This is a genomic window from Mesorhizobium sp. WSM4820, from assembly GCF_055811075.1.
In genome coordinates, this window is sequence record NZ_JBVVQN010000011.1 from 145,403 (window position 1) to 164,563 (window position 19,161).

Below are 19,161 nucleotides of genomic sequence, written 5' to 3' on the forward strand. Positions count from 1 at the left end.
CCTCAATATATCTGCTTCTGTTTTTTATAAAAAACATAAAAAAAAAAAAAACCCGCTCCCCCCCCCGATTTGGGGGGTTTTTTTTTTTTTTTTTTTTTTTTCCCCCCCCCCCCCCCCCCCCCCCCCACGCTGCTCGCGCATGGAGGAGCACACGGCAGATGGGCGATTTTACGCGCGTCACGATCGATTTCCAGACCTCGCACCTGGTGTTTCCGACACTGATCGGCGGCATTCTGCTTGCGCTGGGGATGGCCATTCTCATCACGCGCCGGCAGGCGATCGCTGGCGCCGGCCGGTACTGGTCGCAGACCTTGGCGGCGATGGACAAGCCGCGCTTCTTCGGGACGATCGCTTTGACGCTGGTTTATTTCCTGCTGATGGTCCCTGTCGGTGACATCTGGCCCAACACGGGCATGGGCTTCCTAATCTGCTCCATCCCGTTCGTGGCGCTCAGCGGGCTGCTCTACCTGCAGGAGCGTACAAGGTCCGCCGTCATCGTGCTTGGCGTGGTGGCGGTCGCCGCGCCCGTGCTGGTGTGGTGGGTGTTCGCGCACGTCTTCTTCCTGACGCTGCCCTGACAGGGAGAACCCAATGGAACTGTTCGGTTTCGTCACGCCTCTGTTTGTGCTGCTGATCGCCGGCGGAACGGCTATCGGTATCGTCTTCGGCGTCATTCCCGGCCTGACGGCGACGATGGCGGTGGCCGTCTGCCTGCCGATGACCTACTCGCTTGGGCTCGAGAACGGCCTCGCCCTGCTAATCGGTCTCTATGTCGGCGGCATCTCAGGCGGGGTGGTGCCGGCGATCCTCATCGGCATACCCGGCACGCCGTCGTCGGTCGCGACCACGTTCGACGGCTTCCAGATGGCCCGTCAGGGCAAAGGCGAGCAGGCGATGCGTATCGCCATCATCGGTTCACTGATCGGCGGCCTGATCTCGCTGGCGGCGCTCTATCTGTTCACGCCGTGGCTGGCCGATTTCGCGATCCGCTTCTCCTACGTCGAAAAGTTCCTGATCATCCTGTTCGCGCTGACGGTGATGGGCGCGCTGTCGAGCGACATGCTGCTGGGCATCTTCTCGGGCTTCCTGGGCATCTTTGTCAGCCTCGTCGGGGTCTATGACGTGACCGATGGCGGCAACGGCCATTTCCGGTTGATCCCGCCCAGCATGGAGGACATCCTCTACGGCGGCTTCGCGCTGCTGCCGGTGCTGATCGCGCTGTTCGGGCTGACGACGGTGCTGGAGGAGGCCGAGATCGGCATGCCGAAGGGGCCTTCGGTCAAGGAACTGGAGTCGGGCGGCAGGTCGAAGTTCTCGTGGTCGTTATTTCGGGGCCAGACGATCAATCTCATCCGCTCGTCGGGCATCGGCACCTTCGTCGGCATCCTGCCGGGGATCGGCGGGTCGGCGGCGTCGATCCTCGCCTATACGGCGGCGAAGACGAGTTCGTCGCATCCCGAGACGTTCGGCAAGGGCGAACCGGCGGGCGTCATCGCTTCGGAGACGAGCAACAACGCGTTGACCGGCGGAGCGCTGGTGCCGCTGCTGTCGCTCGGGATACCGGGAGATTCGACCACTGCCCTTCTGATCGGCGCCTTCGCGCTTCAGGGCATCCAGGTCGGGCCCCTGTTCATAGGCCAGCATCCGGAAACGTGGAACTCGATGATCATCGCGATGCTGCTCGCCAACCTGGTCACGTTCGCGATGATGTACTACGCGATCCGCTGGTTCTCGCTGGCGGTGGCGATTCCGAAGGCGATCCTCTATCCGGTGATCCTGATGATGTGCGTCATCGGCGCCTATACAATCAACTACGGCATCATGTTCGACGTCTGGACGCTGCTCTTCTTCGGCGTCGCGGGCTGGATCGGCGTCAAGCTGGGGCTCGAAACCGCTCCGTTCATCATCGGTTTCATCCTCGGGCCTTCGGCCGAAATCTACTTCGTCAAGAGCCTGGAGTCGTTTGGCGACCTGACGATCTTCTTCACCAAGAGCTGGATCGCAGCCTTCCTGTGGGTCCTGATCGTGGCGTCGATTGCGGTTTCGGTCGTCATCGGCCGCCGCCAGCGCGCGGAGAAGCTCGCCGCCGGTTGAAACTTGCCTTTCGGGCCGTCCGAAGAAATAAGTCGTACATGGTTGTGGAGGAGACTTCGACTCGCGCCAGGCGCAGACGCTCGTCAGGGGCGGTGACCATGCAGACGGTCGGCCGTATGGCCGGCGTCTCGCAGGTCACGGTCTCGCGCGCGCTTTCCGAACCCTCAAAGGTCTCTGCTGAGACGCTTCGGCGCATCCACGAGGCGATCCGCGTCACCGGCTTCGTTCCGAATGCGCTCGCCGGCGCGCTCGCCTCCCAGAGGAGCATGCTGGTATCGGCGCTGGTTCCGTCGATCTCGAACATCGTCTACGCCTCGATGATCACCTCGTTCAACGAACGCATGCGCGCGCGCGGCTACCAGATTCTGCTGTCGGAAACGGGTTTCGACCCCGGCGACGAGGAGGCGTTCATCGCCACCCACCTTTCGCGCCGGCCCGACGCGATGCTGCTCACGGGCATTCACCACTCCGCGCAGGCGCGGCGCATGCTGCTGGCGGCGGGCATTCCGGTCGTCGAGGTCTGGGACATCAGCACCACGCCGATCGACATCTGCGTCGGCTTCTCGCATGTCGAGGCGGGCCGCGCGGCGGCCGACTTCGCGATCGACGCAGGCTACCCGCGCGCGGCCTGCGTGTCGGCCGGCGACGAGCGGGCGCGCCGGCGCCAGCAGGCGTTCTCGGACCGCTTCGAGCGGAGTAGCGGCCATGCCGTCCTGAAAGCGGCTTTCGACGCGCCGGCGACTCTGGCCAACGGCCGGGCCGGGCTTTCGCGCCTGCTGCGGGAAGGCTTTTCGGGCGGCGTCGTGTTCTGCAGTTCCGATCTGCTCGCGCACGGCGTCCTAATCGAGGCGCTTGCGCGAGGACTTTCCGTACCGGGCGACGTGGCGGTGATCGGCTTCGGAGACCAGGAATATGCCGCCGCGGTGGAACCTGCGCTGACCACCGTACGCGTCGACCGCGAAGCGCTCGGCGCTGCCGCCGCCGAGGCCATCCTGTCGCGCTTCCGCGGCGAGGAGCAGGCGGAGAACGTCATCGACATCGGGTTCAGGATCATTCGGCGAGCATCAGCCTGAGCACGTTTCGACGGCAACCCCGTGGACCCTGTGAAGCGATGTCAGGTTCCACAAACCAGTTGTAACGACGACTTCTCGCGCGACCACGACCTCTAGCTGGTCACGCACAATATCTGCTTCCCGGGGCCGGCAAGGTGATTCTTACGACCGACATTAGGCGCTAACCTGCCGCTCCGCTCCCCCAAGGGCCATGGAACGCGCCCGGCCCGTCGATGCGTTCGAAGCCGTGCGCGCCGAAGAAATCTCGTTGCGCCTGGATCAGGTTCGAGGTGCCGCGGCCCTGGCGATAGCTGTCGAAATAGGCAAGCGCCGACGACAGCGCCGGCACCGGCGAGCCGGCTTCCGACGCCCTTGCCACGATGCGCCGCAGCGACGGATGCGCTTCCTGCATCATCGCGATGAAGGCCGGACGGTTTCGTCAGCAGTGCCGTTGCCGCGACACTCGCCATCGTCGCCGGCATCGAGGACGCCGGCCTCAGGGTCGGCCGGGACGTCGACGTGGTGTTCAAGCAGTCGTCCGACCTGCTGCGCCTATTCCGCAGGGAATTGCTGGTGGTCAACGAGAACTTCCGGCTGGACGGCGCCGAGATGCCCGCTCGGTGCTGAGCTGGATCGGCGGCGCAACACCTGGCTCCTTGCAGAGCGTGAGCAAGCCGACCGGGTTCTGGCCTATCGCCCTCCCGACTAGAGCGGGATACGTTTAAATTGAACTGGGCATCCCGCTCCATCTATTTGTCTTAGCCGCATTTCTGCGGCGCGAAGTGATTCCACTGGCTGCAAAATGCGCGCTGCTGACCGGCAGCCTTGGGGCCGCGAGCGGACGATCCGGTTCTGGGACGAACTAGCCTGAAAGGCCATTCCGCTGGCACCCCATCTTGGCCGCAACGACGTTGCTTGCGATGCCGCAGTGTTGCAGTCCATTTCAATCCGGCCGGCGTGGTAATGCCCATATCGGTCTCCTTCGCCCCGTGCCGAGGCCGAGCCTTCGGGGCCGGCAGAGGCGCCATCGGAGACGGCCGCCGAGTAGGGTTACGAATCGCCGCGTCGGGCTCGGCTTATCACTCCAGAAAATCGGCGCGGTGCGCTGCACACGACTCCAACAAACGATCAGATTTGGATCAGTGTCTGCCTCAACATCTTGGTTACTGGCGGGCGTGAAACCAATAAGTGCTTGGTCAGAAATAGGGGTTCGAGTCCACGTCGTGGTCCTCGATTGACTCTAAAGCGCAAATAGCGCTGACAAAAACCGCCAGAAGCAAGAAACGTACACCTGGTTGGTATGCGGAGGTGTACGGCCCCCAAGGATTCCCTTGTCAACAATTGAGAAGCGAAGGGGAATCGGTCAGAGATTGCGCAGGCGAAGGAAGCGAACAATGAGCGCCAATTGGGGTGAGGACGACTTGGCAAGGCTGCTGGCTCTTGAACACGCCTTTCACGCGTTGGCCCTGCTCTCGGCCAGCAACTATGCCCATCTGGCTGGAACCACCCCAAGCGCGGCCGTGAAACAGTTTCGGGAAGCTGTCGAAGGCTCCGTCTACGATTCAGGGCAAGCTCCGAAGGCCACACAGGCGCTCGTGAGCAAGCATCTAAAGAAGATGTTCGATCACGTGGCGGCTATGGCTGTCCACGCGGACCAAGGATTCAGAGGCGATGAGTGACATCTACGAGAACGCCATCGCCTCGATCAGGCTTGGTATCCAGGATTTTCAATCCAACGACGAACTCCGGCCGATAAGCGCGCTCCGGAATTTCTATGCCGGGGTGCTGCTTCTCGGAAAACAATGTCTTTTGAATGCTGCGCCAGACGATGCCGAACCCATGGAAATCCTTGCATCAAAATTCGCCCCTATTTTGGACGACGACGGCGAGGTAGCATATGCAGCAAAAGGCCAGCAGACCATTGACTTGGCTGAACTCCGTGACCGTTTCAAGGGCTTCAAGCTCACATGGCCTGCTGGCGACATCAAAGGCCTCCAGAAGCTCCGGAATGACTTTGAGCACTACCACTCTGCAACGCCGAAACCAGCAATACGGCAAGTGATAGCCGACTGCTTTCCTTTGGTGGAAGGATTCTTTGCAATACTGGAGAAATCGCCCAAGGTTGAGCTTGGCGACACGTGGGATCTGATGCTTGCAGAACGCGCGTTCTTCAGAAAGCTGAAAGACACGTGCAACGCGACATTTCAGGAAATTCCCTGGTGGTCAGAGATCGCCGAGCGCGATGATATCTCGTGCCCGAACTGTAGATCGTCGCTCGTTTACCAGAAAGACGACACCAACGACGAGCCGGGTGACATAGAGGGGTGCTGCAAGGCATGCGGCGATACATTCTCAGCCGAGAAGACCGTCGAGATAGTTGTACAGGCAGGCTTCGGCATTGATGACTACATGGCTGCCAAAGAGGGGCTGGAGCCGACGATTCACGACTGTCCTGAGTGTTACAACGCCACATATGTGGAAACAGGCATCACCGTAAAATGCTTCTTTTGCGGCTACGCTGTGGGCGGCGACTGCGCGAGGTGTGGTGAGTCACTTAGGATAAGCAACAAGTCTATCAACAATCCTCGACTCTGCGACTACTGCGATCACACGTTGTCGAAGGACGATTAGGTCCTGAGACCCCGACCGAGCAAGCCGGATGGCACGATATCCGAGCTCGCGACCCTCTAACGGGAAACAGATTCGTGGCCAAAGAAGAGGCAGATACCTGGGAACTCGACGAACCAGCGGCGCGCACCCACACCCCTCCAGGTTGGCCGATCGAAGTGATCGAGTTCAGTGCAAGTGGGAAGGCACCAAAGAAGTATGGACCGAATACCTATCGGTTCGGAGCTTCCCTCACGCTGAGCGTGATTCTTCCAAGGCGGGGATGGTCGCTTGTCAAGCAGACGAAGAACTACGCCTATTTAACACCACCCGCAGATCAGCCAGGCCCCAACTTCCGGATATCAATAGCAGTTCCACCCGCTTCGGAATGCTTGGCCATCGCGCGGAGGTGTCACGCTCGTGCCGAATCCTGGGCATACCAACTTGGCGAGTGGCCGGCATGGTATCTCCATGAACGAAATCGCGACATGCGCCGCTTATGGCGCGACCCGGTGACAGGAGAGATGGCATCGGGTTTGCATCCCGCCCCGCCGGAATCCAGCCTTTCCATTGGTCAGTGGAGTATCTGGGAGATGCACGTCACCGGGGTCGCGGGGGACTTCGTGATCGGACGGGTCCCTCCCACTACGGCGACGGACGGGGGTTTGGGGATCCCCGCCGGCGTCCTAACCGAAGGCGAGCTAAAAACGGTTGAACTCACAAAATACGAACGCAACGCTGAAGCTCGACGTGAGTGTATCAAGCACTTCGGCTACCGATGCCAGGCATGCGATCTCAGCTATGAAGATAGGTATGGTCCGATTGGCGCCAATCTCATCCACGTTCACCATCTAACGCCTCTCTCGAAGATCGGCGAAGCCTATCAGGTCGACCCGATCCGCGATCTCGTGCCACTCTGCGCAAATTGTCATCACGTCGTGCATCGTCGAAATCCGCCGTATTCAATAGCCGAGCTGAGAAGTGTAATCACCGAGCAGGCAACCTTGGCCTAGCCCGGACCCTGCAGCGACCAACGAATATTCTTGAACAGAAGCAATACGATACCGATCTTATGGCCACTCTGGAGTTACCCTGCATGGCTGATGATAGCGAACCCATCGCCGTCGATGGTTCTGAGGAGCCTACAACGCTGCCAACTAACGTTGGTATTGGCCTCAGCGGCCCTTTTGAGAGCGAGGATAAAGCCCGCGAGTTTGCCTATCGAGTATTAGGGGCGATGAAGGTTCTCGGCAGATCAATGGACCTCAGCGGGGTCGATGGCGTTACCATTTCTGGGGACTACCATGAAGCTTTAGCCGCTCTCGATCGCGGCATAGACGACCTCCGACCTTTGTCGGCCTCCACCGACGAAGACGGTGTAATCGGCATAGCAATGGCACCAGCGGTTCTAAGAGATGGAAAACTCAAAACCCACTTGGTCTTTCACGTCCATGCGATCCTGGGCTTGGCAGAACCTGAATCTGAATTATTCCCGCTGGCTATCCATACCCTCGCACACGAATGCGCTCATGCGATGCTGCATACAGCATTCGACAACCGATTTCCGAATGTGATTCTACGTGAGGGTGCATCGAACTACTTCGACCGTTTCCGGCTAGAGGTCACCGATGCATGCTGGGAAGAGTACGGTGCTACGCGGGCGAGTGCATGCTGGGGTACAGACCCGACGGACGGTTATGTCAGCACGTTCGTCAAGGCACTTTCGGAAACAGATCAATCGGCGAATGAATTCATTCTATCCTATCGGACGCATGGAGACATCGACCAAATTCTTACAGAAGTCCCGCCACTATACGGCAACCTCATAAAATGGGCATCTTATCTGATTGGCACGATGCACGGCCTTGATAAGAAGATCGGCGATCTCCCCGAATTGGCTGAAGCACTCAACGATCACTGGTTCGCCGAGTATTTCGAAAAACTCGAAACCGCTTATGAAAAACTATGGGAGCGGTTCGGCGAATGGGATGATAGAGCCGAGTTCAATCCAATCGGAGACATAGCGGTCGACGTTCTCGAAAGGGGTGGAATGAAGCTGATCAAGACCTCCCCTGACAACACCAAGATTGAGATTCCTTTTCGAGCATGGAACACCCCCATGGGCGGACTGCTCAATCTAATGGGGCAGCTCTAGTTGGCTAGCGTCAAAACCCTTTTCAGACTTCGCATGCCCCTGCCTGGAAGCCGAAACTCCTCGGCGAGGGTAGACGGGAGTCGGACATCAGGCCCAAGGGCTTCCATCCGGGACGTTCGGCGGCAATAATAGACTCAAGTGCTTTCTTTAGAACTCCAGGGGAAACAGTGTAGGGTATTCCACCCTTGATCTCACGCCGCTCCGTCTTTTCTTCACTTCTCCGTCGCAAATGGCGCAGAATCGCTCTTGTCAAGAGCGGATATGCAATTGGCGAAAGAAGGCTTCCTGCGCGAAGCAGCAAAGCTATCAGCTCCTTGAAATTGCTCGGCCTGCATGTAGGGATGGCGACTTGGTTGTCGGGTCGAGGAGACCGAAATGCTGCGGAGGGTCCTTCAGCTCGGCCTCGACATCAACTGGCTTCGCATCCTGCCTGTGGTCGCGTGCACTGCCATAGCCGCCGCCTTGCCAGTTGGCTTGCCGCTCATACTGGGTCGAACCATTGATGCCGCGCTGCGCGGCGCAGGACTCATCGAGCTGTTACCACTTCTGGTTTTGGTCGCCGCCATTGCTGTCGCCGCGGCAGTCGCCGAGGTCGTGGCAAACTCACTCGGCGCTCGCGTGGGCTATGGCCTGTCTTGGCAGCTAGCGCGGCGTCTCTATGGCCATCTCCTCCGCATGCCGCTGCTCACGTATTCCACCATCAATCCGGGCGTCTTGAACAGTCGCCTGACCAACGATATGCGCATGGTCGATCCGCTCTTTGCCACAGTCCCGCTGGCCGTCGTGCACGGGTGGGTCGGGTTAGCCGCAGTCGCGATCGCATTGGCGCTGATCAACATCTGGTTCCTCGTTGCTTTTGCCCTGGTTCCGATTGCCCTCCTGGCAGTGCGCTTTGCCGAGGGGCAAATCAATTCGACGATCAAGGACTCCTATAAGGTCAACGCGGCAGCCGCCTCGCAGATCGAGAGCACGACCAGCGGCGATGCGGTCAGCCTCGTCCGCCAGGCGCGGGCCACGGAGGCGGAGGAACGCCGCTTCGGTGAAATTGCCGACCAATCGATCGAGATCGCATACCGCATGGACAACTGGCGGGCTGTCATCTCCGTTGCCTATCGACTCTGCTTCGACCTGACCACGGTGCTTTTTCTTGGCATCGGCGTGTTGCTGGCGTCCGCCGGACAAATCTCGATCGGCAGCGTCGTCTCGGCACTGTTTTTTGTCGGCCTCGTCCGGCAGCCGCTGGGCGAAGTCGTAGGGCAGCGCTATCCGCTGATCCGCGCCGGCATGGGGTTGGATCGTGTCGAGGCTGTACTGCAGTCACCAAACACAGGCCTTGGGACCGTGGCAGCCTCCGCACGTCCGGCGGATCCGTTGCCATCAGAAAACGTGCTGACGTTTGAGGGGGTGTCCTATGCCTATCCCGATCGAAGCGCAGTGGCGGTCAACAGTCTTTCCGATGTCGCGAGCGCGAGCTCGGGCATGAGCGGGTTCCTTGCCGGCGTATCTCTGACGCGGCTGAACGAGGCGGAAGAACCTGAGAGCGACGACCGTCCGTCCGACCTTCTCAATGACATTTCGTTCTCAGTTCGCCGTGGTGAAACGGTTGCCATCGCCGGGCATTCCGGATCGGGCAAGTCGACCATCATCAGCCTCGCCTGTGGCACGGTCCGGCCTTCGAACGGGACCGTAAGGGTAGAGGGCCTGGACACGCGCCAGCTGACGGAGGAGGACGTTTGGCGGTCCGTCTCCTTGGTCAGTCAGGACGTCTACCTGCGCGATGCGTCACTGCGCGACAATCTCAACTACGGCTTGCCGGATGCAACCGATGAACGGCTTGTGGATGCACTGCATAAAGCAGGGCTCGGAGATCTGCTGCGGCAGTTGCCCGACGGTCTCGGTACAATGGTCGGCCAGCGAGGGAAGCGGTTCTCTGGTGGAGAACGACAGCGCATTGCCATAGCCCGCGCGGTGCTGCGCGATCGGCCCCTGCTCATACTGGACGAGGCGACCTCGCACCTCGACACCGAGCGTGAAGAGGGAATTCTGGATGCCATGGAAGCGATTGCGACGGAAAAGGCGGTGCTCGTGGTCGCGCATCGCGCATCCGCCATTGAGCGTGCCGACCGCGTCATCATGATCGAACGCGGCCGAGTAGTCGAACGGGGTACTCATGCCGAGTTGCTCGCAGCCGGCGGCAGTTATGCAAGTATGCATCGCGCTCGGGCGGGAGCTTAGCGGATAGGTGGCCGCAGCCGCATTCGACCTCAAGCCGGTCGCAACGCGGCGCAGGCGCATCCCAATAAGCGTAGGTGACGGGTGGCTTCGCGCCAAAAGCGGCCATAAGCATTCAAATCAAATCGATCATCAGCGAGCGCTGTTACCGTGCTGCTGGTCAGTGCCCTATAGGAAGTGCGCTGAGCAAACTTGCTCGATAGCATCTTTCCTCCAGCATAGGCCCAATGCTGCCTCTCCTTCTTTCTCCGGTATGCGCCCGCTGTAAATCCCAATGAACTCCGTCGCTTCCGACCCAAAGATGTTTACATCATCTCGGTTCCAGAAGCCCGGTTCACTAGGATTGACCGGTTTGTAAGGGTCTTTTGCGTCCCACATCCCTCGGAACCGTGCGAATACGGGAGAGCCCGACATACCTTCACGGGTATATCCGTCTAGGAAGAATGCAGGGAGGCTCCTTTCCGCCACCTCCACATTGTAGTGAGGCTCCGACGCAATGAATGTCGATTTCCAGATCGGAAGGCCAAATCCCGTACGAAGCCCCCGAGGATATCCGATGACGAAGGCGAGTTCGCCGGGAAGGACTGGCACCCGAGCGTCACTGATTAAGTTGACGCTATTGTGCATGAACTCCGGCTCTTGGTCCGGTTTGGGATCTAGGATCGCGACTATGTCACAACTCTGTCCACCGAGTTGCGGATGCTCCAACCACAAGCGGTCGAGGTGCGCATTAGGATCGCCGTAGATTTCGACCCTCCGGCTGACTATCCCGAAATATCGAACCGGTTCCGTAGCAGGAGATTGCCACAAAGCGGTGTGTACCTCGATCCATAGCGGCGTCCGCGCTTGTTCGTTGAGGTTCCTCCCAGTGAAGAAGTCTCGGCCGGTTAAGTTGTGCCAGTTCGTCACGATGAAACGCTTTCCATTGTGAAGATAGTGAAAAGCCGTCCCCGTCGCGATCTGACCGCCAAGATCATGTGTCGAAATCCTGAACGGGGCCTGTGAGTAGGTCGATCTTACTCCCTTCTCTGGCATTTGCGTTCCTTCGTTGGCGACACGGAGCGAGTGGCATATCTATCATTGCCTTGAGCCGATCAAAAAGATCTAGAAAAACGGACGGGCTATTCACCGCGCCAATGACCGCAATGGGCCAGAAGCAGGAAATGGCGATGGTCGACCGAAGGTCCGCTGAGGCGCGCGGCTCCCCGAAAGTCGTCATTCCGGTTCCCACCCCATTTCAGCCGCCTGCCACCCCTTGAGTGGACGGCAGCTTTCAGGAAGTCGCTGAGGGGTCCTGGATGGCCGAAATTGGGCGCTAGCCGCCCGCTCCGCTCCCCCAAGGGCCATGGAAAGCGCCCGGCCCGTCGATGCGTTCGAAGCCGTGCGCGCCGAAGAAATCGCGTTGCGCCTGGATCAGGTTCGAGGTGCCGCGGCCCTGGCGATAGCTGTCGAAATAGGCAAGCGCCGACGACAGCGCCGGCACCGGCGAGCCGGCTTCCGACGCCCTTGCCACGATGCGCCGCAGCGATGGATGCGCTTCCTGCATCATTGCAATGAAGGCCGGTGCCATCAAAAGATTGGTGGCCGCCCCGCCGGTGCCGAAGGCTTCCGCCATCGTGTCCAGCAATTGCGAGCGGATGATGCAGCCTGCCCGCCAGATCTTGGCGATGGTCGGCATCGGCAGGTTCCAGTTGAATTCCTTCGATGCGCCGCTCATCACCGCGAAGCCTTGCGCATAGGCTGATATCTTGCCGGCGAACAGCGCCAGTTCGAGATCGCCAAGAAGCGCGTCCTTGTCTCCGGAAATTGTGGTCACGCCGCCTTTGCCATAGGCGTTTTCGGCGGCCAGCCGCTCGTCCTTGATCGACGACAGCACGCGCGCCGCCACCGCGGCCTCGATCGCGGTGGCCGGAATGCCGAGCTGCTGCGCCTCGATGACCGACCATTTGCCGGTGCCCTTCTGGCCGGCGCGATCGAGGATGATATCGACCACCGGCTTGCCTGTCTTCGGATCGTCGGCGGCCAGCACCTTGGCGGTGATCTCGATCAGATAGGAGTTGAGCCGGCCCTTGTTCCAGCCGGCAAACACCTGTGCGATCTCCTTCGGCCCCATGCCTAACCCGTCGCGCAAGATGCCGTAGATCTCGGCGATCATCTGCATGTCGGCATATTCGATGCCGTTGTGGATGGTCTTGACGAAATGCCCGGCGCCATCGGTGCCAAGCCATGCCGCACAGGGCTCGTCCCTGAACTTGGCCGAAATGGCGGTCAGCACCTTTTCGACGCGTTTCCAGGACTGTTCGGTGCCGCCGACCATGATCGACGGTCCATGGCGCGCGCCCTCCTCGCCGCCGGACACGCCCATGCCGATGAAGGTGAGACCCGAATCGGAAAGTTCGGAGAAGCGCCGCATCGTGTCGCGAAAATTGGCGTTGCCGGCATCGATGACGATGTCGTTGGCCGACAGCACGCCGCGCAGTGCCGCGATCTGCTCATCGACCGGCTTGCCGGCCAGCACCATGATGATGATCGGCCGCGGCGGCCGGATGGCGGCGGCGAGTTCCTCCAGGCTGTAGCAGGGCACGACCATATCCCTGAGCGCCCCGGCATTTTCGACAAAGGCGTCGGTGCGTGCCGCCGTGCGGTTGAAAACGGCTATGCGGTGCCCCTTCTCGGCGATGTTGAGCGCCAGGTTGGAGCCCATCGTGCCGAGGCCGATCAGGCCGATTTCGGCTTTTTCCATCGTTTCTTCCCTGCTTTCGGATCTTTTGTTGAGGCGCGTTTTTTAGCGGTGCCCATTCTTCTTGGGATGCCATTCTTGTCGAGATGCCAATCTTGCCGAAATGCCAATCTTGCCGAAATGAATGACGGGCCTTCAAGGCCGCGTCAACCGCCTCGCCGAAATGTGTTGCGCAGACTGCCGGCTGGTCCTCATCGCCTGATATCGATCGGCGCCTCTATCTTCACGATCTCGAAATCCGAGACGAGAATATCGAGCCGCGCCGTCCATCGGCCCGGGACCGGGACGACGAGATCGTCGACACGCCAGGTGCCGTCGCCACGCTTTGTCGCCGCGCGCTTGATCGGCTCGATGCCGGAGTCGGGTTTTGACAGCACCAACGTCACCTGGCTTGCGTCGAGCGGGCCGAAATCGCCGGTCATGATGACGATCGAGGCGGCAACCGGCCCAACATGGCCGGGTGTGATGCTGAGGTCGGCCATCGCCTTCGGCGTGTGGATATGCACCGAAGCCGGCTGCGCCGCTGCGATCGCCAGGGCGCGTGGCGGCGGCGTGAAGCGCCAGCCGGCGGCAACCCCGAATATCGCCAGAACGATCAGCATCTCAATGCCGATCGAGCGGACCAGCCTCTTCTGTACTTCCGTCTCTCCCGCTTCCGCGGGACCGGTCAGCTTCCAGCGGTTGATGGCGGCCAGAATGAACAGAAACAACAGCAGCGCCAGCTTGACCAGCAGCAGCCGGCCATAGGCGGTCTCGAGCAAAGCTGCGGGCGCCTGTACCTGGATGACAGCCAGCACGAAGCCAGTGGCCGCAAGCACGGCCACGACGGGCAGTATCCCCAGGGAAAACCGGCGCAGGAAAGGCGCGGCCTCGGCCGGCTTCCGCCTGATAGTGAGGCCGAGCGGCGCCAGCGCCCCGGCCCAGAAGGCAATGCCGGCGCCGTGCAGAAACACCATCGGCCTTGTCAGCCATTGCGGTTCGGCGGCACTTGCATGTCCGCTGGCGGCGAGGGCGGCACCGACACCGGCCAGGCCGACCAGGGCAAACAGCTTTGCGCCGCCGCGCGGCCCGACCAGCGACAGCAGGCCAAGCCCGAGCGCCACCAGCGCGACCAGCACCGTCCAGCCGAAGCTGGTGGCGAGCCCGGCCTGCCAGACGCCTGGCTGCGCCAGCCGGGCGAGCGGTGCGCCGAGCGCGTCCAGTCCCTGCAAGCCGAGCGACAACGGCGCCGCGACGAGGCCGCACAGGATCGCGGCGATGACGAAGCGCCGGCCGGAACGCCCGCCCTTCGCCAGCCAGGCGATGGCAAAGGCGCCGCCGACGCCGAGAAACAGGCCGACATAGAGAAAGACCTTGCCGATCCAGATCGCCGACCTCAGACCCCGGTCGACAGCTTCGGCGACGGCCGGCGCCGCACTCGGCGCGCCGATCGAGAACAGCACCGAGCCGCCGACCGGATGGCCATCGGCGGAGATCACCCGCCAGCTCAGCACATGCGTGCCGGATCCGAGCCGTTGCGGATTGTCGATGTCGAGCGTCTGGCCGTTGAGCCGAAAGGATGTCAGAGGAACCGGCGTTCCATCGGGCCGCACCAAGGTCAGCATCAGCGGTGACACCGGCTCGCTGAAGGTCAGCGAGAACTGCGCGGGGCTCTGCGCCAGCACGGCGGCGTCCGTCGGCTCGGTTGTGACCAGCGCCGCGTGGGCGAAGGCCTGACCTGGCGCGGCAATGGCGGCAAGCAGCACGATCGCAGCCAGCTGGCAGATCACAAATCGGCCGGTTGCGCAGACCGTTCGCAGCAGGGATGCAGCACTCATGTCACGGCACAAAACAGCGGCGCACTCTTTCGAACAATGCGCGCCGCCAAATAATCATTGCTTCGGCGCAAGCTTGAGGCCGGGCGCCGGATATTCCAGCGCGTCCTCATCCTGGCCGGCCGCTGGTATCTCGATCCAACGTTCGGCGGCGCCGTCGCATTCCTGCACCACCGGGAAGTAGAGCGTTTGGCCGGCCGGCAGATCCGCCGCCAGTGTGCCGCGGAAGACGAATTCGTCGTAGAATTCGTCCGGCAGGCTGCCGCCGCTCCAATTGACTTCCCTAGCGCCGCTGGACATCTCTTGACCATGGAGCTGATAGGATTTCTCGTATCTGCCGTTCTTGACCTGCAGCGTCCAGCCGGCCTTCGGCATCGGCTTCACTGAAATCACTCCCTCCGGGATCTGCACGCGCACGGCGGTCGTCGCCTTGCCTTCACAGCCATGCGGCACGCGCAGGACCGCCTTGTAGGTCGAACCGACCGCCGCCTCCTGCGCTTCCAGCGTAATGTGGGCAAAGGCAGCACTTGTCCCCAAGACGAAAAACACGCCGGCCGACAGAAGATAATTGTTCATGATGGTTCCTCGAGTTTGAATTGAGCGGATCTGGCCGGATCAATTGGCATGGTCGTGCATGCCGCCCGTTTCGCCCATGCCTTCCACCGTGAACTCGACGGCGACCGTGCCGGCCTTCTCGAAAGTCAGCGTGGCGGGAAACGTCTCGCCCTGCTTGGGCTGACGCTTGAGGCCGACAAACATCAAATGATAACCGCCGGGAGCTAGCGCGGCCTTGCCGCCGGCCGGGATTTCGAGGCCGCTGACCGGCCGCATCGTCATGACGCCGTCCTTGACGCCCATCTCATGCAATTCGGCCTTGGCCGAAATTTCCGAGGAGATCGACAGCAGCCGGTCCGGCGAACTGCCGGTGTTGGTGACGGTGAAATAGCCGCCGGCCACTTTGGCGCCGGGCGGCGTGGCGCGCGACCAGGGATGCACGATCTCGAGGTCGCCGACCCTGAACTCATGCGCGAAAACGGTCTGGGCGCTGACGAACAGCAGGGCAAGGAGGAACACGGTGATGCCGAGTCGCTCCTCGAAGTGGCGCAGGAACGAGCTGTTGCGGCCGAACCGGGCGCGGAAAGTGTGAGACATGATAGCTCCAGCAACTGAGAAATCGCGCCGTCGGCCGGTCGCGAACAGTTTCGATGTTGAACGAATTCGCCCGCGAAATATTCCGCAAGGCGAACTGGGACGGATCAGGCCGTCACCGGAGGCGCGCGCGGATTCGACGGAGAGCGGTCGCGGGCAAAGTCGAGATGCCTGAACGCCGGCAGCATAAACGCAACGGTTTCGACGGAAAAATTGCTGGACACGGTGGCGGCAGCGGGCGGCGGCGCGTAGACAGCCGAAGCCATGCCGCAGCCAGGCATGCAGCAAGCCGGCATGTGCTGCTGGTGCGGATCGCCGCCGGGACGCTGGGCAGCGCCCTCCTGGGTGCAGATGACGTTGCCGAAAGCGTCGCGTTGCGAAGCATCCGGCCCGATGCCGAAGGCGAATGCGCCAAGCACCGACTGGAGCACCAGCAAATAGGCCGCGGCGAATGCCGCCGGCATGCTCCATCGTCTCCGCCGGATATTCAAATGCCTGCCTCTTCACGCAGCAACGGCAAGATATCTAGCACGCGGCCGGCGGTCGGAAAATCGCCAAATCACCACTGCGGCAACGCGGCGCTTTAATGCAACAACCTAAAGCTCGCTACGCTTGCTGGCCTTCTGGAATCGACGTCAGCAGCGTGTGCCGCGCGGACTTCAGATGCTTGCGGCAGGCGGCGTCTACCTTGCCGAGATCGCGCGATTTGAGCGCCGCGATATAGGCCAGGTGTTCCGCGACCGCCACTTCGTTGCGCTCCCGCTCCTGCGCCTTGTTCCACTGATAGTGGTAATGGAAGATCATGGCGATGACGTCGTAGAAATCGACGATGAAGCGATTGTGCGACGCGCGGTGGATCAGCCGGTGAAAGCGCTCGTCGAGCTCCGAGAATTCGTTGAAGCGCGTGGCGATCTGGCGCGCCAGCAGGCGATGCTCGTCCTCCAGCAGGTCGAGGTCGGCCCACACCGGGCTGTCTTCCGGCAGGGCGGCGAAGGCGGCTGCCGAGCGCAGTTCGAACATCTCGCGGATTTCGGTCAGTTCCAGCGCGAAAGCGCGGGTAAAACCTTTCAGCACCCAATGGCTGTTGCGGCGCTTCTCGATCAGCCCGAAGCGGGAAAAGCGGATCAGGAACTCGCGCACGCTGGTGGTGCCAACGCCGATCTCGCGCGCCAGCTCGAGTTCGTTGATCTGCATGCCGGGTTCAGCACCGCCGGCAAGCAGCCGCCGCATGAAGGAGCGCTCGATGATCTGCGAGAGCGTGTCGGTTTCTTCTTCGGGAAAAAAGTCGTCCGGCCGCGGCACGCGCAAAACCGTCTTGCTGCGTTTGTTCCAGGCGATCAGCCCGGTCTCTTCCATGCGCGCAAGGATGGTGCGGATCGTCGTGCGGCTGACGCCAAGCAGGGTGCCCAGCTCGGGCTCCGACGGCAGGCTTTTTGTTTCGCCGAGCAGCTGCAAACCGCGATTGTAGGCGTCCTTATAGACGTTGTTGCTCTTCGACATCCCCTGCCCCGTTGCGCGCCGGCGCTTGCGGCGGCCGGCTTGAAGCGCGATATGCAGATGCTTCTGGCGCAGGCTCCCGGGAAGCGGAATCGCTTTTCGGAAGTCAGGCCTGGTTCCAGCGTCCGGTCCTCTGCGCATCCACAGGAACGCGCGGCTTCGTCACGAAAAAACAATTGACGCAAAACTGTTTTTTCACGATAAAAGACATTAACTGTTAACAGGCGCGTGTCAAGCGCTTGCCGATCCCAGGAAACTGCCCGTGAACACCGCAAACAGCATTCTTCTGTCCCCCGCCGACAATGTCGCGGTCGCCAACGGCCGCATCGAGATCGGCGCGGTGCTGCCGGGCGGCGCCGTTGCCAAGGCGCTGATCGAACCCGGCCACAAGGTGGCGATCAAGCCGATCGCCGCCGGCGAGGCCGTGGTCAAATACGCCCAGGCGATCGGCCGCGCCACTGAAGCCATTGCGCCCGGGGAGCATGTCCATTCGCACAATCTGGTCTTCGAATCCGGGCGTTTGCCGGTGGTGCCGCCGAGCGAGGCCGTGCACGCCACAGAGGCCGATCGCGCCCGCACCTTCATGGGCTACCGCCGCGCCGACGGCCGTGCCGGCACGCGCAACTTCATCGGCGTTCTCGCCAGCGTCAATTGCTCGGCCACCGTTTGCCACGCCATCGCCGACGAGGCGAACCGGACGCTGCTGCCCAGATATCCGGGGATCGACGGCTTCGTTCCCATCGTTCACGGCCAGGGCTGCGGCATGAGCGCCACCGGCGACGGCATGATGGTGCTGCACCGCACGCTTGCCGGCTATGCCCGTCACCCGAATTTTGGCGGTGTGCTGATGGTCGGTCTCGGCTGCGAGGTCAACCAGCTCACCCTCTATGGCCAGAAGGGCGTCGCCGCGGGAAAGCGCCATTTCAACATCCAGGAAGCCGGCGGCTCGCGCAAATCTGTCGAGACGGCGTTGGTCGTGCTGGCCGAGATAGCAGAGGAGGTCGGCAAGCTTGAGCGTGAGCCGATCCCGGTCAGCGAGATCGTCGTCGGCCTGCAATGCGGCGGCTCCGACGGCATGTCCGGTATCACCGCCAATCCGGCGCTGGGCGCCGCCGTCGACATCCTGGCCGGCGTCGGCGGCATCGGCATCCTTTCCGAGACGACGGAAATCTACGGCGCCGAGCATCTTCTGGCCTATCGCGCGGCGACCCCGGAGATCGCCGCCAAGCTCGATGGCTATGTAAAATGGTGGGAAGACCATGTTGCCAAGCATGGCGCCTCCATCGACAACAATCCGTCGCCAGGCAACAAGCGCGGCGGCCTGACCACCATTTTGGAGAAGTCGCTTGGCGCGGTCGCCAAGGGCGGCCAGACGCCGCTCAACGGCGTCTTTGGCTACGCAGAGAAGGTCGCCGGCCACGGCTTGGTGTTCATGGACACGCCCGGCTACGACCCGGTTTCCGCCACCGGCCAGGTGGCAGGCGGCGCCAACGTCATCGTCTTCACCACCGGCCGCGGTTCCTGCTTCGGCTGCCGGCCGACACCGTCGATCAAGGTCGCCAGCAACTCGACCATGTACCATACGATGGAAGAGGACATGGACGTGAATTGCGGCGTCATCGCTTCGGGCGAAAAGACCATTGCCGGCATGGGCCGCGAGATTTTCGAGCTGATCGTCGAGACGGCTTCCGGCCGCAAGACCAAGAGCGAGGAGTTCGGCTACGGCGACAACGAGTTCGTGCCGTGGCACCTCGGCGCGACCCTCTAGACCAGCCATTAACTGACTTAAGACATGGACGGGCCGGCAAATGGCCGGTGGGA

General features: G+C 61.5%; 16 protein-coding genes and 2 pseudogenes. 10 read left to right on the forward strand and 8 right to left on the reverse strand.

Annotation, left to right across the window (positions count from 1 at the left end; genetic code table 11):
* The first annotated feature begins 158 nt into the window (after positions 1 to 158).
* The 3 genes from AC0L2R_RS19140 to AC0L2R_RS19150 all read left to right on the forward strand — a co-directional run bounded on the left by AC0L2R_RS19140 (position 159) and on the right by AC0L2R_RS19150 (position 3,167).
* Positions 159 to 578: a tripartite tricarboxylate transporter TctB family protein gene (locus AC0L2R_RS19140; RefSeq protein ID WP_473493313.1), complete on the forward strand. Its 420-nt coding sequence runs from the start codon at positions 159 to 161 to the stop codon at positions 576 to 578.
* Between the two features lie 13 nt (positions 579 to 591).
* Entirely contained in the window at positions 592 to 2,094 is a 1,503-nt protein-coding gene (locus AC0L2R_RS19145; protein ID WP_473510805.1) for a tripartite tricarboxylate transporter permease, read from the forward strand.
* Positions 2,095 to 2,192: 98 nt separating this feature from the next.
* On the forward strand, positions 2,193 to 3,167 hold the full coding sequence (locus AC0L2R_RS19150) for a LacI family DNA-binding transcriptional regulator (protein ID WP_473510806.1): 975 nt from the start codon (positions 2,193 to 2,195) through the stop codon (positions 3,165 to 3,167).
* A 160-nt stretch (positions 3,168 to 3,327) separates the two neighbouring features.
* Here the strand turns inward: AC0L2R_RS19150 and AC0L2R_RS19155 are convergent.
* Positions 3,328 to 3,576 (reverse strand): annotated as a pseudogene (locus tag AC0L2R_RS19155) (NADP-dependent phosphogluconate dehydrogenase); the annotation flags it as partial.
* Here AC0L2R_RS19155 and AC0L2R_RS19160 point away from each other — a divergent pair.
* From AC0L2R_RS19160 to AC0L2R_RS19185, 6 genes and pseudogenes are all read left to right on the forward strand, one after another.
* A pseudogene (locus AC0L2R_RS19160) lies at positions 3,570 to 3,855 on the forward strand (LacI family transcriptional regulator); the annotation flags it as partial. The pseudogenes AC0L2R_RS19155 and AC0L2R_RS19160 overlap by 7 nt on opposite strands.
* A 685-nt stretch (positions 3,856 to 4,540) precedes the next feature.
* Positions 4,541 to 4,825, forward strand: coding sequence for a hypothetical protein (locus AC0L2R_RS19165; RefSeq protein ID WP_473510808.1), 285 nt, complete (start codon positions 4,541 to 4,543; stop codon positions 4,823 to 4,825).
* Positions 4,818 to 5,777: a hypothetical protein gene (locus AC0L2R_RS19170; protein WP_473510809.1), complete on the forward strand. Its 960-nt coding sequence runs from the start codon at positions 4,818 to 4,820 to the stop codon at positions 5,775 to 5,777. Before AC0L2R_RS19165 ends, AC0L2R_RS19170 begins: the two co-directional genes overlap by 8 nt.
* A 74-nt stretch (positions 5,778 to 5,851) precedes the next feature.
* Positions 5,852 to 6,766 carry an HNH endonuclease gene (locus tag AC0L2R_RS19175; protein WP_473510810.1) on the forward strand — a complete coding sequence of 305 codons (915 nt, stop codon included), beginning with the start codon at positions 5,852 to 5,854 and terminating at the stop codon, positions 6,764 to 6,766.
* An 83-nt stretch (positions 6,767 to 6,849) separates the two neighbouring features.
* On the forward strand, positions 6,850 to 7,908 hold the full coding sequence (locus AC0L2R_RS19180) for a hypothetical protein (RefSeq protein ID WP_473510812.1): 1,059 nt from the start codon (positions 6,850 to 6,852) through the stop codon (positions 7,906 to 7,908).
* Positions 7,909 to 8,283: 375 nt separating this feature from the next.
* Complete coding sequence (locus AC0L2R_RS19185) at positions 8,284 to 10,143, forward strand: ABC transporter ATP-binding protein (RefSeq protein ID WP_473510813.1); 1,860 nt, start codon at positions 8,284 to 8,286, stop codon at positions 10,141 to 10,143.
* Positions 10,144 to 10,308: 165 nt separating this feature from the next.
* Here the strand turns inward: AC0L2R_RS19185 and AC0L2R_RS19190 are convergent, their stop codons facing one another.
* From AC0L2R_RS19190 to AC0L2R_RS19220, 7 genes are all read right to left on the reverse strand, one after another.
* The gene (locus AC0L2R_RS19190; protein ID WP_473510814.1) at positions 10,309 to 11,175 is read right to left on the reverse strand and encodes a serine protease family protein; all 867 of its coding nucleotides are present in this window, start codon (positions 11,173 to 11,175) and stop codon (positions 10,309 to 10,311) included.
* Positions 11,176 to 11,455: 280 nt separating this feature from the next.
* Positions 11,456 to 12,883, reverse strand: coding sequence for an NADP-dependent phosphogluconate dehydrogenase (gene gndA / locus AC0L2R_RS19195; RefSeq protein WP_473510816.1), 1,428 nt, complete (start codon positions 12,881 to 12,883; stop codon positions 11,456 to 11,458).
* Positions 12,884 to 13,071: 188 nt separating this feature from the next.
* Positions 13,072 to 14,697: a copper resistance CopC/CopD family protein gene (locus AC0L2R_RS19200; protein WP_473510817.1), complete on the reverse strand. Its 1,626-nt coding sequence runs from the start codon at positions 14,695 to 14,697 to the stop codon at positions 13,072 to 13,074.
* A gap of 54 nt (positions 14,698 to 14,751) precedes the next feature.
* On the reverse strand, positions 14,752 to 15,270 hold the full coding sequence (locus tag AC0L2R_RS19205; protein WP_473510818.1) for a YcnI family copper-binding membrane protein: 519 nt from the start codon (positions 15,268 to 15,270) through the stop codon (positions 14,752 to 14,754).
* A gap of 39 nt (positions 15,271 to 15,309) precedes the next feature.
* Entirely contained in the window at positions 15,310 to 15,846 is a 537-nt protein-coding gene (locus AC0L2R_RS19210; protein WP_473510819.1) for a copper chaperone PCu(A)C, read from the reverse strand.
* 104 nt (positions 15,847 to 15,950) lie between these two features.
* Entirely contained in the window at positions 15,951 to 16,307 is a 357-nt protein-coding gene (locus tag AC0L2R_RS19215; RefSeq protein ID WP_473510820.1) for a DUF2946 family protein, read from the reverse strand.
* A 142-nt stretch (positions 16,308 to 16,449) separates the two neighbouring features.
* The gene (locus AC0L2R_RS19220; protein ID WP_473510822.1) at positions 16,450 to 17,343 is read right to left on the reverse strand and encodes a GntR family transcriptional regulator; all 894 of its coding nucleotides are present in this window, start codon (positions 17,341 to 17,343) and stop codon (positions 16,450 to 16,452) included.
* A 259-nt stretch (positions 17,344 to 17,602) separates the two neighbouring features.
* Between AC0L2R_RS19220 and AC0L2R_RS19225 the strand changes: the two genes are divergently transcribed.
* Positions 17,603 to 19,108, forward strand: a complete 1,506-nt coding sequence (locus tag AC0L2R_RS19225) for a UxaA family hydrolase (RefSeq protein ID WP_473510824.1) — start codon at positions 17,603 to 17,605, stop codon at positions 19,106 to 19,108.
* Positions 19,109 to 19,161 lie beyond the last annotated feature (53 nt).

Coding starts and splice junctions, on each gene's coding strand:
- AC0L2R_RS19140 (WP_473493313.1), top strand. CDS start 159: ATGGGCGATTTTACGCGCGTCACGATCGATTTCCAGACCTCGCACCTG.
- AC0L2R_RS19145 (WP_473510805.1), top strand. CDS start 592: ATGGAACTGTTCGGTTTCGTCACGCCTCTGTTTGTGCTGCTGATCGCC.
- AC0L2R_RS19210 (WP_473510819.1), bottom strand. CDS start 15,846: ATGTCTCACACTTTCCGCGCCCGGTTCGGCCGCAACAGCTCGTTCCTG.
- AC0L2R_RS19185 (WP_473510813.1), top strand. CDS start 8,284: ATGCTGCGGAGGGTCCTTCAGCTCGGCCTCGACATCAACTGGCTTCGC.
- AC0L2R_RS19215 (WP_473510820.1), bottom strand. CDS start 16,307: ATGCCGGCGGCATTCGCCGCGGCCTATTTGCTGGTGCTCCAGTCGGTG.
- gndA (WP_473510816.1), bottom strand. CDS start 12,883: ATGGAAAAAGCCGAAATCGGCCTGATCGGCCTCGGCACGATGGGCTCC.
- AC0L2R_RS19190 (WP_473510814.1), bottom strand. CDS start 11,175: ATGCCAGAGAAGGGAGTAAGATCGACCTACTCACAGGCCCCGTTCAGG.
- AC0L2R_RS19165 (WP_473510808.1), top strand. CDS start 4,541: ATGAGCGCCAATTGGGGTGAGGACGACTTGGCAAGGCTGCTGGCTCTT.
- AC0L2R_RS19180 (WP_473510812.1), top strand. CDS start 6,850: ATGGCTGATGATAGCGAACCCATCGCCGTCGATGGTTCTGAGGAGCCT.
- AC0L2R_RS19205 (WP_473510818.1), bottom strand. CDS start 15,270: ATGAACAATTATCTTCTGTCGGCCGGCGTGTTTTTCGTCTTGGGGACA.
- AC0L2R_RS19220 (WP_473510822.1), bottom strand. CDS start 17,343: ATGTCGAAGAGCAACAACGTCTATAAGGACGCCTACAATCGCGGTTTG.
- AC0L2R_RS19200 (WP_473510817.1), bottom strand. CDS start 14,697: ATGAGTGCTGCATCCCTGCTGCGAACGGTCTGCGCAACCGGCCGATTT.
- AC0L2R_RS19150 (WP_473510806.1), top strand. CDS start 2,193: ATGCAGACGGTCGGCCGTATGGCCGGCGTCTCGCAGGTCACGGTCTCG.
- AC0L2R_RS19170 (WP_473510809.1), top strand. CDS start 4,818: ATGAGTGACATCTACGAGAACGCCATCGCCTCGATCAGGCTTGGTATC.